General features: G+C 69.1%; 7 protein-coding genes and 1 pseudogene. 3 read left to right on the forward strand and 5 right to left on the reverse strand.

The genetic code is table 11. The features are described from left to right. Positions 1-436 precede the first annotated feature (436 nt). The 5 genes and pseudogenes from ACGFW6_RS00110 to ACGFW6_RS00130 all read right to left on the reverse strand — a co-directional run bounded on the left by ACGFW6_RS00110 (position 437) and on the right by ACGFW6_RS00130 (position 7,595). Positions 437-2,704, reverse strand: coding sequence for a Helicase associated domain protein (locus ACGFW6_RS00110; protein ID WP_393502785.1), 2,268 nt, complete (start codon positions 2,702-2,704; stop codon positions 437-439). Positions 2,705-2,743: 39 nt separating this feature from the next. After that, positions 2,744-4,076, reverse strand: a pseudogene (locus ACGFW6_RS00115) (AAA domain-containing protein). Continuing rightward, entirely contained in the window at positions 4,073-5,572 is a 1,500-nt protein-coding gene (locus tag ACGFW6_RS00120) for a hypothetical protein (protein ID WP_393502787.1), read from the reverse strand. The pseudogene ACGFW6_RS00115 and the gene ACGFW6_RS00120 overlap by 4 nt, the downstream one beginning before the upstream one ends. After that, entirely contained in the window at positions 5,569-6,702 is a 1,134-nt protein-coding gene (locus ACGFW6_RS00125) for a hypothetical protein (protein ID WP_393502789.1), read from the reverse strand. Before ACGFW6_RS00125 ends, ACGFW6_RS00120 begins: the two co-directional genes overlap by 4 nt. 32 nt (positions 6,703-6,734) lie before the next feature. Beyond that, positions 6,735-7,595 carry a hypothetical protein gene (locus ACGFW6_RS00130; protein WP_393502791.1) on the reverse strand — a complete coding sequence of 287 codons (861 nt, stop codon included), beginning with the start codon at positions 7,593-7,595 and terminating at the stop codon, positions 6,735-6,737. A 136-nt stretch (positions 7,596-7,731) separates the two neighbouring features. Between ACGFW6_RS00130 and ACGFW6_RS00135 the strand changes: the two genes are divergently transcribed. The 3 genes from ACGFW6_RS00135 to ACGFW6_RS00145 all read left to right on the forward strand — a co-directional run bounded on the left by ACGFW6_RS00135 (position 7,732) and on the right by ACGFW6_RS00145 (position 13,904). After that, positions 7,732-8,241, forward strand: a complete 510-nt coding sequence (locus ACGFW6_RS00135; protein ID WP_393502793.1) for an exonuclease SbcCD subunit D — start codon at positions 7,732-7,734, stop codon at positions 8,239-8,241. Positions 8,242-8,352: 111 nt separating this feature from the next. Then, positions 8,353-12,591 (forward strand): TIGR02680 family protein, encoded by a 4,239-nt coding sequence (locus tag ACGFW6_RS00140; RefSeq protein WP_393502795.1) that lies wholly within the window; start codon positions 8,353-8,355, stop codon positions 12,589-12,591. Continuing rightward, complete coding sequence (locus tag ACGFW6_RS00145) at positions 12,588-13,904, forward strand: TIGR02679 family protein (protein WP_393502797.1); 1,317 nt, start codon at positions 12,588-12,590, stop codon at positions 13,902-13,904. The genes ACGFW6_RS00140 and ACGFW6_RS00145 overlap by 4 nt, the downstream gene beginning before the upstream one ends. Positions 13,905-14,416 lie beyond the last annotated feature (512 nt).

Below are 14,416 nucleotides of genomic sequence, written 5' to 3' on the forward strand. Positions count from 1 at the left end.
CGCAGTGGTCGTGCAGTCCGGCCGAAAGGTGAGGATGGTCTAGGTCCCACGTACGGGCCGGCAAGCGATCACTGTAGGCGCGGTACAAACATGTGCCACAAGAGACAGTTTCTGCAACACAAACAGAGTTGGCTGAAAGTTGCCCCAAACCGGAGCGTCACAGATTGCCTTGCAGGAGCTGTGCCGTCTGTGCGAATCCTGTGAAGCGGAGGAGTGGCGCGGGCTCAGAGTGCGGACGGAATTGGCTGAAGTTCATCAAACGATCTCACCCTGCGCGCAGTCGAAAGCCCTTGCTGGAGCGCAACATGCCACTTTTGCCTCTCGTTCAACGTACGCCCAAATGACGATCGCAATCGATTGCCCGAAGGCAGGCCCTGGTCGCGCTTTCGGAGTCTTGCCCAGGACCGACTCGCTAGTTCTCAAAAAGATGAGCCAGTTACAGACCGAGCTCAGCCAGTGCCGTCTGCCTCTGCGGGCTGAGGCTGGAACGCCGACGGCGCAGGTTACTCAACCACTGTCCCAGCCTCACCTGATCGTCTTCCACCGCCTCGATGTGCCGCTGGGGGACGTCGAGATGGCCTTCCCGGTCGCGGAACGCCCGTGCGGCGGCCAGTCCTCGCTGGAAAGCCCGCTCACGCGCCGGCAGGTTGATGTCCTGCTCGCGGGATGCGGGCACAGTCGGCAGGCTCAGGCCCGCGTCCATGAGAAGGCGGCGCTGCTCGGGGTGAAGGTCGCATGCCTGCATCCGCTGAGCGGTGAGCCACTTCCCCAGCGGTGACTCCGCCGCGGCTTTCTCCGTCTGCCGTCTGACGGTGTGGTAGGCACGCTGCCAGGTGATCGACCAGGGGGGATTCCACCGCGGATCCAGGGCCCTGAGAGCGGCGGCGCGTTCTTCGGTGAGGGTCTCGGCGCGGGTGCGCTGGGTAGCCAGCCAGCGGCCGAGGGGAAAGCCGTCTTGGGTCTCGTCGACCGGGACGGCGAGGTGTCCGTGCCGGGTGACGTAAGCGGCGGCGTGAGCGAGTCCGCGGTCGAACGCCTGCTGACGAGGGTCCCAGATGATGCCGAGGCGTTCCAGAGCGTGCGTGCGGGCCACATCGAGGGAGCCGGTGGTGCGGAGGTGACGCTGCCAGGTCAGCCAGCGGCCCAGCGGGTAGCCGGCGGTGTCTTCGTAGGTCTGCGGAACATCGAGATGGTGGTGCGTGCGGTGGAAGCGGCGGGCAGCGTTCAGGCCGCGGCGCCATTCGGCGCTCTTGGGAGCCAGGACTCGTAGAGAGAGGGCGAGAGCGACGTCTTCGGCCTGGGTCGGGCGGTCGAAGTGCAGCCAGGCTTCGGGGTCTTCGGGAGGCATGGTGGGCCGGTGCGTACGCGGATCGGCAAGGCGTGCTTCGAGGCGGTCGTCGTGGGCACGCAGGGCCTGGATGGTGTGCCACAGCGGAGTGTAGGCATCGGCACCGAGGAGGTCGTCGGGGTCTTCACCGGGCGTGAGATAGACGGGGACGACGAGGGTGGCCTTCTTTCCTGCGCCGGGTTCCTGGCGCAGAGCGCGACCGACGGCCTGGACCGTGTCGACGGGGCTGCTTTTGGGGTCGGCGAAGACGACCGCGTCGATGGACGGCACGTCGATGCCCTCCCCCAGCACGCGTGCGTTGGACAGGACTGCCGGGGTGTGGGGATCGGTGTGGGAGGCGAACTCCAGCAGGAGACGGCGGAGGACCTGGGGGGTGTGGCTGCCGCTGATCCAGTCTGCCCACACCCCTGCGGGGCGCAGGTGGATGGGGCGCAGGTGGATGGGGAGGGTGACGGCAGTGTCGCGCAAAGTGGTGGCGAAGGCACGGGCGTCGGCCACGCGGTGGTGGAAGGTCAGGACGCGGCGCAGTCGGTGGTCGTGGATGGCGCGCAGGGCAGCGACCTGGCGGCCGGCCAAGCGCAGTCCGTCGACTCCCGCACCGGGCCCGGTGGCGAGCCAGTCGCGCAGGTCTTCGTCGCTGACGACGGGGACAAGGATCTGGTAGTCGGCGAGCAGACCGAGGTCGATGGCGTCGGAGAGGGTGAGCCGGTAGGCGACCGGGCCGAAGAGGGCTTCGTCATCCATGGACGCCACCGACTCGGTGTCCCCATCCTGCTCGGCGTCCGCGTCCCAGATCCGCGGTGTGGCGGTCAGGTACAGGCGGCGGGCGGCGGGGACCTGGTCGTCGTGGTGGACGGCGGCCCATGCCTTGCCCAGACGGCCGGCAGTGCGGTGGGCCTCGTCGACAACGACCAGGTCCCAGGGCGGCAGGTGGTGGTCGCGGTGGGCGGTGACCACGGCGGGCAGGGAGGCGTAGGTGGCGTAAGCCGTGACGGGGCCTGAGGGTGACGTGGGGGTGAGAGCGGTCAGCTCGCCGGGGTCGGTGGTGAGGGGGACGTTGGCGCCGAGTGGTTCGTGGTCGAGGGCCTGACGGGCTGAGCACACTGCGACCGCGGTGCCCTTGCGGCCAGCCAGGCGCCAGGAACGGATCGTCTGGGACAGGAGGTCCAGGGTCGGCAGCAGCACCAGGACTCGACCGCGCGCCGCGATGCGGACAGTGGTGCGGGCCGCGATCAGGGTCTTGCCGGTGCCGCAGGCCGCGATCACACTCGCGCGAGGGTGTTGGTTGAGGGTCCGGGTGGCTGCGGCGACCGCCTCCTTCTGGTGGGGGCGGAGTGTCAGCTCAGTAGGTGCCATGGGTGGTGGGCGGCTTCCAGAAGCGGGTGGCAGGCGGATTCAGGCGCTACGGATGCGGTGCTGGGAGAGCCGGTCGAGGACGTGCTGGTGGGCTTCCCAGCCATCGGGGAACTTGGCAGGAACGCCGAGGTGGACGGGGTCGTTGGACGGGTGGCTGTCGAGCAGGTCGGCGATGCCGGCGCGGGCGACGACGATGCAGGCATGGCGGTGGCGCGAAGCCAGCACACACAGGCGGCCGGCTTCCAGATGGAAGGCAGATGCATCGCGGCGGCCCGAGAGCGGGTGCAGGACGATGGTGACGGCGAATTCGCGTCCCTGCAGGCGATTGGCGGTATCGGCGCGGACTCCTCGGGCGTGGGGCGTGTGGTCAAGGAGTTGCTGAATGTGGCGGGCCTGTTCCCGGTGTGCGGTGCCGATGGCGATGTCGGTGGGCTCCAGGCGACGGCCGGAGGGATAGGTCTCGCACACGGCCTCGGCGCCGCGGGCCAGTAGACGGTCGGCCAGGGCGACGGTGGCACGGGCGACTTCGGGGTCGGTGGGGGGCGGTGTGCCGGGCGGGTAGCTCGTGCAGGGCCCAGCCGGAGCGGGCGGCTTCCTCGACGGTGGCGTCCAAGGGGTTGTGCAGGCCGCTGGTGGTGAAGTGCAGGCTCCGGGTGGCGGGGGCGGTGCCGGCCTGGAAGGGGGTGAAGGGGTAGAAGGCTCGGGAGACGAGGCCTGCTGCGGAAGGGGGCAGGCGCCAGGAGACGGGCAGCGTGTGGACAGTGGCGTTGGTGTGGTTCATCAGGACCGTGACGGCGCTGTTCATAGGGTCGTGGGGCAGGCCGATCCAGCGGGGGGAGTGAATGGTGGAGAACGGGTCGAGCTGACCGGGATCGCCCACGAAGAGGGCCTGGTCGAAGAGTTTGGCGATCAGCAGCAGGGCGTCGGAGCGCATCTGATAGGCCTCGTCGATGATGGCCCACCTCCAGCGGGGTCCGTCGACGTTCGCCCATTTTTTGGCGGTTGCGACGATTACGTCACAGGCGAGGACGTCTTTGATGTCCTTGCTGATGATGGTGTCGGTCAAGTCCCTGATGTGGTCGGGGACCTGGTAGGTGTGACCGGTGAGGCGTCCCAGGCGCATCCGGGGCGCTTCGGGATCGGCGAGGCGGACCAGGAGATCATCGACCTGGTGGTTGGTCTGGGCGACGATGATGCACCGCTCGTCGGCGGCAGCGAGCGTGCGGGCGGCGCGGACGACCAGGGTGGATTTCCCGGCGCCGGGCGGCGAGTCGACAACGAGGGCCTGGTCGCTGCCTGTGGCGAGCGCGTCGATGACGCCGGTGACGGCTGCTTGGGCCAGCTCGGCGGGTGAGGGCGTGGGTGGGGTCATGGCTGGGCCTCCTCGGTCGCCTCCAGGGCGGCAGCAGGGTGGTCGTGCTGGGGGCCGCCGTGGGTCCAGGGGGTGTCGTCGCGGCTGGGGAAGGGGGGCTGGCGGAAGAACTCGGGGGCGAGGGTGAGGAAGAGATGGTCCTCGACGGCGGGGACGGAATCTGGCTTGGGTTTGGCCACGGTGCCGGTGAGGGTGGTGATCTCGAGCAGCAGGTCGGTGCCGCCGTCGCGGGGGGTGATGCTGCGAATGGCTGCGTGCACCCGGGGGTTGTGGGGTCCGGCCAGCAGGCTTCCGGTGTCGAGGCGCACCGGGTCCGTGGTGTGCAGGGTGAAGCGGGGACGCAGCAGAGGACGGCCGCTGGGGCCTGTGATGGTGTGGTGGGGGTCGGTGTCGATGACGGTGCCGGCGAGGGCCTCCCCGCTGGTGCGCCGCTCGGCCATGACGAAAGGGTCTTCCATCGCGCGGCGGGCTTCGAAGGCGCCTTGGGCCTGTTCCAGGCGGGCCAGGCGGCGGGCGGCGGAGATGGCGTCGTCCTTGATGGGCTGGGGGCGGCCGTCGTCGGCGAGGTAGGTGCTGTAGGCGGTGAAGCGGTCTCGGTCGGCGTCCCAGCGGCGGTGTGCGTCCGGGGTCTGGGGCAGGCTGCGCAGCAGGGAGAGCGCCTGCCAGGCGTCGTTCCAGGTGGGGTGGAGATAGGTGTGGAGGAGATCGCGCAGCCGGTCGGTGTGCCGGGTCATGGCGGCCGTGTTGCCTTCTTCGGCGGCGGTGTCGTAGGCCGTCAGCAGGGGGTCGAGTTCGAAGGTGTCGAAGGAGGGATCGGTGGCCGGTCCGGCGGGCCGGCGCAGCTGGGGGTCTTCGGCGGCGAGGGCCGCGTGCAGGCCCGTGGTTCCGGCGGGTGGTCTGATCCAGGCCATCAGGGCTGCGAGGTGCTCGTCTTCCAGAGGGCTTTGGCCGGTGACCCAGTGGGAGGTCAGTAGTTCCGTCAGGGCCGCCAGGAGGGCGGAGCCGGGGTATTCGGCGTGTTCGGCGAAGAAGGTCAGCCACTGGCCGAGGCGTCCGGTGCTGCGGGCGGGGTCGGTGCCCTCGGGTGTCTCGGTGAAGCGCAGGGCGCGGCCCAGCCGCTCGATGTGGGGGACTGACTTGCGGTTGGCGACGAGGAGTTGGGGGGCGTTGGTGTAGCGCTGCCGGGCGGGCCTGTTGCCGCGGGCGGGTAGGCGTTCGGTGGTGTGCTGGAAGCTGTCGATGTAGGTGAGGATGCCGTCGGCGAGGTCGTCTAGGAATGCGGTGGGCCGGCCGCGTGGGGGTGCGACCAGCAGCTGGGGGCGGGACGGGTCGTCGCCGTACATGACGGCCAGCGAGGTGGCTTCGGTGCCGGAGCGGTTGAGCGGCAGGAAGACCATCGGCCGCTCGGTGAGGTGGAAGTGGCGGATGGTGCTTGCGTCCTGGGCCTGCTCGGTTTCGGCCGCCTCCAGGCGCAGCAGGGTGGTGAGGAGGCTCATGCGGACTCCCGCAGTTGGGCGCGGATGGTGTGAGCGTGCTGGAGGGCAGCGGCCAGGTCGGTCTGGTCGGGGGCGGGGGTGTGGGTGCCGTCGGCCAGGCGCAGGGCCGTGGTGATGTGGTCGATGCCGCCTAGGTCGTCCCGGACGCCGATGCCCAGCACGTCGATCGAGCCGTCGTCGCGGGCCTCGCCGCGGCAGAAGTAGGCCAGGTCGCAGAAGTGGCGGCAGGCGGGGGTGTAGCGGGAGCGGGTGGTCTGCAGGGCGGCGGCGAGGGCCTTGGGGTCGCGGGTGGGCCGGTCGTCAGGGTCGAGGGCGAGGTCGAAGGTGGTGTCGGGTGGCAGTGCGTCGAGCAGGGGCTCGATGCGGGTGAGCCGGCTGAGCTGGCGGGTGAGCGCGGCGACCTTCTTGCGGGCGTCGACCAGGCTGGCGGTGGGCCGGCGGCTGAAGTTGCGGGGGGTGACGAGTATGACGTCGTCGGAGACCGTGCCCTTGTCGATGCCTTCCTTTTCCAGCAGTTCGCGCAGGGCGAGGATGTAGGCGGCGGCCTGGGTGACGGCGCCGGCCACTTTGGCCGGGTTGGCCTGGCCGTCGAGGACAGCAAAAGACTTGATCTCGATGATGTGGAAGACGCCGTCGATCTGGAAGGCGACCACGTCGGGCTCGAGGTAGACGGGGTGGCCGGCGACGGTCAGCTGCAGGATGGGGTGGTCCAGCAGCGTGCGTACGGGGCTGGTGGAGCGGACGGCTTCCAGGACGGCGGTGCGGGTGTAGGCGTGGCGTACCTGCAGGGAGGCGTCCTGTGTGCCGACGTTGGCGAGGTCGTTGTGGGCGGCCTCGGGCAGCGGCAGGCCGAGGACTTCGCGCAGCAGGCGCAGGAGTTCGGCGCCGCCGTCGGCCTTCACCTGCTGTTCGAAGACGGCCCCGCTGCGCAGGGCGAGGGAGGACTTGGCAAGCGGGCGGGGTTTGCCCAGGTGGACGGCGATGGCGTCCTTGTCGACGCCAGCGGCGTCCAGCAGGGCCCGACGGCTGCAGCCGGGGTTGGTGGTCAGGGCCGCGAGGGTGCGGGCGTCGTGCCCTTTGGCGGGGGCGGGGCCGCGCAGTGCATCGAGCCGGTCGTTGAGCAGACTCACGGAGCTTCCTTGCGGGGACAAGTCAGAGGCGGTTAGGGAACGGAGCGCAGGCGGCGGGCGGACTGGAAGGAGCCGCCGAACAGCAGCCCTGCCTCATCGAGTTGGTGACGCGCGCGGTCGGCTGCTTCGGTGCGGTTGGTGGTGTCACTGTCGGTGTGCAAGGCAAGTTCGTCCTCGGCGGCACGGCGCAGCAGCGGCAGATCGACGGTGGTGTGACCTGGGGTGCGCTGCTGTACGGGGGGCTGGGCGCCGGGGATGTTCTGGGCGTAACGCGCCAGGAGTTGCCGGGCGGGCAGTGGCAGGTGGTCGTGGTCGAGGCGGTCGGCTGCGTCGGCGATGTTCAGGGCGCTGGTGAGGAAATGGACGCGGGCGCTGAGGGGTCCGACGATGCGCTGCTCCAGGGGCCAAGTGCTGACGGTGAGCAGGCCCCGGGCGGGTGAGAGCAGGTCGGAAGTGAGCGCCGGGCACAGGTAGTACGGGCGGGCGCCGGGTGCAGAGCGGTAGGAGCGTTCCTCGTCGCGGCGAAGGCTGGTCAGCCGGGAGGGGGCCAGGGCGCCGGCGAAGAACGCTTCGTGGACCGTGCTGATGAGCTTGGGCGCTGCGGGCACCGCCAGCATCGTCAGGACCTGGTGAACCTGCTCGCGTGCGGGCAGCAGAGCCGACGGATCCGTCGTCGTGTCCTGTGCGGGAGCGCTGCGCGAGGTGTCGGTGGGAGCGGTGGCGTCCTCACCGTCTTCGGCCTGTTCGAACAGGGCGTCCCAGGCCCGCTGAATGCGGCGCAGCTCGTCGCGTAGCCGCTTGACCTCGTCGCTGTCACGGGCCAGTTGGGCGCGCCGCATGGCTTGCTGCAGCTGTTGCATGCGTGCTTCGAGTGCGTCCAGATGCTCGTGCATGACACCCACCCTACCGTATTCCAGTGTTTTCCAGCTTTCTCCTGTGATTCCTGTTGTAGAGTCGTCGGCACTTCGCCAACTGCCGCTGCCGCAGGGGGCGTCGGGCAGCCATGCCTGCACTGAGGAGAGCCGTTCAATGAAAGCCCTGCACACGTCCGACTGGCATCTGGGCCGGACACTGGCCCGCCGCTCCCGGGACGAGGAGTTCGACGCCGTCCTGGCCGAGATCACCGCGATAGCCGAGACAGAACAGCCGGACCTGATCGTGCACAGCGGCGACCTGTTCCACTCCTACCGGCCCGCGCACAAGGACATCCTGCGCGCGATGCGCTGCCTGAACACCCTGGCGCGCATCGCGCCCACCGTGGTCCTGGGCGGAAACCACGACTCCCCCGAACTGTTCGACCTGCTCAACTACGTGTGCACTCTGCGGCCCGACGCCGACCAGGGCCGTCTGCGCTTCGTGCACAGCCGCGGCGACACGGAACCGGGCACCGTGCTCGACTTCGACAGCCGCGACGGGCACGAGCGCATCCGCCTGGCCGCACTGCCGTATGTGCGTGGCCCTGCTGGAATCCATGTCGCTGGCCTTCAGTCTGTCCGAAGGGCTGGTGCTGCACCCGGCAGCGGCCCGCTATCGGCCTGAACCGCACGCCCAGCCGACACGTGCCGCACAGCGGCTGGCCGATACGCCTCCTGCCAGCACCGGCGCGCCGTCCGACACGCTGTTCACCGAGTCCTTTCTCAGGGAGGCGCTGTGAGTGCCCTCGCCTTTCCCGGTCCACGCACACCCGACAGTCCTGCGGGCAGGCAGCCGCACGTCAGTGCGGCCCACCCGCACCGGTGGCGGCTGAGCCGGGCGGGAATCGTCAATGTCTGGTTCTACTTCGACCAGCGCTTCGATCTCTCGGGGGGCCGCCTGGTGCTGCGGGGATCCAATGGGTCCGGCAAGTCCCGGGCCCTGGAGATGCTGCTGCCGTTCGTCCTGGACGGTGACCGGCGCCGCATGGATGCCACAGGGTCCGGCAAGGTCCGGCTGGAAGACCTGATGCGGGCTGGCGGCGACGGCCAGGCCAACCGGCTCGGGTATGTGTGGCTGGAACTCGCCCGCGAGGTGGAGGGCGTCGGCAGTGAGCAGCGCACAGAGTTTCTAACTACGGGTGCTCTGATCCGCTTCTCGCACAGTGCTGCGGAGGCGAAGGCCTGGTACTTCCTCACCCCCCTGCGAGTTGACGAGGATCTCATCCTTCTCGACACCAGCCGGGTTCCCCTGTCGAAGGAAGGCCTGGCCGGTGTCATCGGAGCGGACCGTCTGACCTCATCTCCCGACGTCCACCGCGACCGGGTACGCGCGGCCGTCTTCGGCCTCCACGGCGACCAGGGACGCGAACGCTATACGGGACTGCTGCAGCTTCTGCACACGCTGCGCTCTCCTGACGTGGGCAACCGCATCGACGAAGGCCGCCTGCCCCAGATCCTTTCCGACGCCCTGCCCCCTCTGTCCGACAAGGCCATCGCCACCGCGGGCGAAGAACTCGACGGGCTGGAGGAGACCCGGGCAGCGCTGGCCCGGCTGGAAACCGCCTACGGTCACGTCGCCGACTTCCTCAGGGTCTACACCCGCTACGCCACAGGCGTCTGCATCGCCGCCAGTGACCGCACCCAGGCTGCAGCCGTCCTGGCCCGGGACACCGATGCGAGGGCAGCACAGCGAGAGGAGACACACCTCCAACTCGTCCGCGACCATGCCAACGCGGTAGCCCAGGTTCATGAACTGGACGGCTACCGCGATGAGCTGGAAGCAACTGTCGACGGAATCCGGCAGTCAGGCGAATACCGGGCGGCCCGGGAACTCAGCGAACGCCTCAGCACCCTGCAAGCACTGGAATCGGCCGCCCGCAACGCCATGGCCACCGCCCAGGGGGCCCGTGAGGAAGAACAGCGCACCGCTGACGCATGCAACGAGGCGGCCCAGGACGCCAAGAGCGCGGCGGACGAGGCGGCTCAGATCGCCCAGCAGACCGGTGAACTCCTCGTGGGAGCTGGTCTCAGCACCCCGATGCCGGCTGCTGCACACTTCGAGGTACAAGGGCCCGATCCCGTGGTGGAGGCGGTGCGCACCAGCGCGGATGCTGACCCGGAGCCCGTCAGCCGCCCGGCTGCGCTCTCTCTCGTCCCCGCCGGGGAGGACATCGCTGCGGACATCGACGCCCTGCTTGCGGCAACTCCCGCGCTGCGCTCGGCTGCGACCACCCGGGCCCAGCAGGCAGCGGCTCGCGCCGGTGAGGCCCAGGAACTGGTCTCCGCACTCGAGAAAGTACGGCGCGCTCAGGACCGGGCCGAAGACGCCGCCGAAGACGCCGTCACGGCCGAGGGTAAAGCAGAGCAAGCGGAAACCAACCGCGACGAAGCGGCAGCGAAGCTGGCCGTGGCGTGGCGGGTCTGGACTGCATCCCCGCGCTCCCAGCACCTGCTGGGAGACGTCGACTGGCGCAGCACGGCCGTCGCCGCCCTCCTGGACGACGTCGAAACCCTGGCCGGTGACGTGCCGGCCGGTCCCCACACGGACCGTGAACTAGCCAGCCTGGATGCTCTCGCCCATCAAGTGGCTGCCCCTGCCCGGGCCCTGCACGCCCAGCAGACGGCCGCATTGGCCGCACAGGCACAGCAGGACAACGCCCGGCGCGTGGAACTGCTGGCCGAAGCCGGGGAACTGCGCCAAGAGCGCGATGTACCGCCCCCCGGGCCCGACTGGCTGGACAGCCAGCCCACCGATGCACCGGCACTGTGGCAGCTGTTGGAGTTCCGGCCCGAGGCCGACGCAGGAGTACGTGCCGGCGTGGAGGGAGCCCTGCTCGCCTCGGGGTTGCTGTGCGGCGTCCTCACACAGGACGGCAGCGTAGTCGCCGAAAGCGGCCAACTGCTGCTGGGGATGGGCGGTCCCCCGGCGCTGCGCTCAGCGCGCTCACTTCTGGTCCCGGCAGGTAGTGACAGCACGGAGGTGGAACGCGTCAACGCCATCTTGGATCAGATTGCTCTGAGTCCAGGGCACCCCACCTGGGTGGCATCCGACGGCTCATGGGGCAACGGTCCCCTGACGGGACGCCACCTGCCCACGAGCGCCCGCTACATCGGCGCCAGGGCTCGGGCCGCCACACGGGCGGCCCGACTCGCCGAGATCGACGTCCTGCTTGAGCAGTTACAGCAGGCGGCACAGAAACGCAGCGAGCAGCAGGACGCCCTGGACGCCGGGCTGCGGGACCTGGAGAACCATCTGGTGGAGGCTCCGCGCTCGGTGCAGCTCGCGACTCTGCGCCTGCAGGCTGCCTCAGCCCGCACGGACGCCGTCGCCACCCGTAAGCAAGCAGGCGCCCTCGCTGAGGAGGCCCAGCGGATGCAGCGGGCCTGGACAGCCCGCCGGCATAACCACCGCGAGATCTGTGCGGCCCTGGGAATGCCCGACGACGCAGACGGCCTGCGGGCCACGCAGTCTTGTGCGGAACGATCGCAGAGCATGTGCCGGGACGTGGACCGCGCCAGCGAAGCGGTCAAGAAGCATCTCGCCCGCCGGCAACTTCTGCTGGAGCGCATGCGCACGATTCGCGACCGGCGCAGTGAGGCAGAAGGACACGCCGAGTCGGCAGGCCTGGCCTGGTCACGGGAGGCCTCAGCACTGGCCGCATTGCGGGAGAGCCTCGGATCCAGCCCACAAGAGGTGCACGACCGTCTCGATGCAGCCGAAAGGGAACTCAGGCAGACCAAGGAGGTCCTGCAACGCACCAACCGGCAGGTACTCGACCTGACCGGCCAGGTGGCCGCGGCCGGGGAAAAGGCGCAAGGCGCCCGGGACAAAGCGCAGGAGGCCCGGACGGCTCTCGTCCAGCAGGCCCAGGCGTTGCACCGGCGCCTGAGCCATCCGGCTCTGGCCGTGGCTCTGGTCCCGGACACGGATCCTCCGGCCGCGCTGCTGTCGGCCGGTGCCGGCGCAGACGACATCCTGGCGGCGCTGCGCGAGGTCCGGGCAGCGGTGCAGCGGCCGGACAGCACCGCCGATGCCACCGCCCTGGTACGCGCCCAGTCAGTGCTGGAGCGCAACACTGCGGGCGCGTACGACGTGACCGTCACGATCGAGGACGACCTGCATGTGGTCGAGCTGACGGATGCCAGCGGCCGGCGCCACATCGCTGATGCCGCAGCCGAACTGCGGGAACGACGCGACCGCGGTCGCAGCGCGCTGACCCAGCGCGAGCGCACGGCCTTTCACAACTTCGTCCTGGGCGGGATGGCCGAAGAACTCCGCAACCGGATCATCGAGGCGGAAGGCCTGATCAAGGCGATGAACACCTCACTGGGGCCCATCACCACCAGCCACGGCATCGGCGTCAAGATCCGCTGGCGCCTGGCCGATTCTGCCAGCGAACACATCACGCGGATCAAAGAGCTGATGAAACGCGACGTCCATATGCTGCGCGAAGCGGAATCCGAAGAACTGATCAGCCGGCTCAAGGCACTCGTGGACACCGCCTACAGCGCCGACCCTCAAGCTGGATACGCCACCCACCTGCACACGGCTCTCGACTACCGGGCGTGGCACGTAGTGGACGCCTTCATCACCGGCCCCGGCCCCAGCCAAGAACGCAAGATCAGCCGCCGGGCGAAGCTCTCGCAGGGCGAGACCCGCTTCGTGTCCTACGTAACCTTGTTCGCCGCCGCCGACGCCTACCTCAGCAGCCTGCCCGACACCGGCAGGGCCTTGCGGCTGATCCTCCTGGACGACGCATTCGCCAAGGTCGACCACCGGACCATCGGTGAACTGATGGCGCTCCTGGTCCGCCTGGACCTCGATTTCGTCATGACTGGCCACGCCCTGTGGGGATTCTTCGCTGAGGTTCCCGCACTGGACACCTACGAAGTGCGCCGTGCCGAAGGCACCGCGGCCGTGACCACCCACGTCCACTGGGACGGCCGCACCCGCCACCTGCGCGCCGCGTCATGACCCCCAGTTCCCTCCCCCAGCTGTCCGCCCCCGTCCGTAGTTATCTCAACGACCCCAGCCTCACCGCCCTGTGGGCAGCGGCCCGCAAACGACTGGAGCGCAACCGCCTAGCCCCCACCGGCACCGTGCAGGCCCAGCTCGACGCCGAAGGCGCCAAGCGGCTGGGAGGATTGCTCGGCACCCGTCTCGAACCTGGTCTGCGCCGCATTCAACTAGGCGCCCTGGATGCCGCTTTGAGAGCATCGGCCGCCCAATGCGGCCTCGTCAGCGTCGTGTCAGAACTGACCGGCCAGCCTCTGCAGGACAGGGTGTCGGCCAAGGAAGCACAGCAGACAGCATGGACAGCGATGTGGCAGGAGTTGGATGCCGACCTCACCTGTACAGGCCTGGCCCACGCAGGCTGGATCGCCGACTGGCTCGGGGAGTTGAGGAGCACCGGCATTCTCACCCGCGCCGGCATCGAAGCGGCCACGAGCGCCCTCGGCAGCGCAATACGCACCATCTCCGCACTCACGAACACACCTCTTCACTCCAGGTCCGGCACCGAAGCAGAGGCTGTGAAACAGTGGGAGCTGAGCGAGCTCGCCGCACACACGACGGGCGACGCCCACGGACTCGACGAGGGCCGTCTCACCGGCATCCTGGTCCTGAAAGCCATTGCAGCAGCGTGCACACTACCTTGGCCCGACTCGGCCGCAGGCCGCCGGCTGTTGTGGGAGCGGGTCGGCGTCAGGACGGACTCCGTGTCGGGAACCATCATGGTGTGGCGACTCGCCCCGCCCGGAGGACACCCTTGGGCCCAGATGATGCGCACCCGCCGAGATCTCGCGCTGGTGACCCATCTGACCCTGCAAGAACTGCGCACTGCTCCCGATACCGCTTTGACGGTGCCTGGAACGACGGTGCACTTCTGCGAGAACCCTCAAGTGCTTCAAGCCGCCGCACGCTACGGTGCGCCCGGCATCCTGGTATGCGGCAGCGGCAACCCGTCCGCCGCAGGATGGGAACTACTGCGACGGCTCATCGCCGGTGGAGCGGACGTCATCTACCACGGTGACTTCGACTGGCCCGGCATTGTCATCGCCGACCGCGTGATACGGGCTGGAGCACGTCCCTGGCGCATGCACGCTGCTGATTACCTCAACGCACTGACCGAACTTCCCGCCGAACGGCTCCTTGCCCTCGACGGGCCACCCGCGCCCACCCCCTGGGATCCGCAACTCGCAGACGTCATGACCCAGAACGATTTCGCCGTGCATGAAGAAGCCCAGCTACACCATCTCCTGGCAGATCTGCGGCATGACTCCGCGTGAGTGCCCCCAAGGAGTCGGCACAGTTCAACGCTGGCGACAAGAATCCCCCTGTGCTGGTGGGTGTTGCCGAACGGACCCCTGGACGCCAGCGGCCACGTGCGCCCGCTGCGGCCGGCCTACGACAAGGGCCTCAACGCAACCTTCGCCGTGGTCGAGTTCTTCAATGCCGAGTCTCGCGCACTCGCGTAGGCGGGCCGCCCGGGTCCCGAGAGCGGCCTCAGCTTCCATGAGCAGCCTGCCAGCCTCCAGGCGCTGCGCCGACAGAACGTCCCCCAACGCGCTTGCCCTGATCCCCGCACAAGCCCGATCCCCGCATGGCAGACTCTTTGAACAGCTCTTCGTCTGGCTGTGCGTGGACACTCGTGGACCTTCGGACTGCCGGGGCACCGCCAGGGCTTCCCGCAGCCCCATCCCCCTCGCCCCTTTCTGATGAGGCAGGCAAACATGGGTAGGAACTTCGTTGTCGGGGACCAGGTCACTGCCCTGGTCGACCTGGGCCGAGGGGTCACAAA

Source organism: Streptomyces sp. Y7, assembly GCF_043195415.1.
In the GTDB taxonomy this organism is placed as follows: Bacteria; Actinomycetota; Actinomycetes; order Streptomycetales; family Streptomycetaceae; genus Streptomyces.

Coding starts and splice junctions, on each gene's coding strand:
- ACGFW6_RS00135 (WP_393502793.1), top strand. CDS start 7,732: ATGAAAGCCCTGCACACGTCCGACTGGCATCTGGGCCGGACACTGGCC.
- ACGFW6_RS00110 (WP_393502785.1), bottom strand. CDS start 2,704: ATGGCACCTACTGAGCTGACACTCCGCCCCCACCAGAAGGAGGCGGTC.
- ACGFW6_RS00120 (WP_393502787.1), bottom strand. CDS start 5,572: ATGAGCCTCCTCACCACCCTGCTGCGCCTGGAGGCGGCCGAAACCGAG.
- ACGFW6_RS00145 (WP_393502797.1), top strand. CDS start 12,588: ATGACCCCCAGTTCCCTCCCCCAGCTGTCCGCCCCCGTCCGTAGTTAT.
- ACGFW6_RS00130 (WP_393502791.1), bottom strand. CDS start 7,595: ATGCACGAGCATCTGGACGCACTCGAAGCACGCATGCAACAGCTGCAG.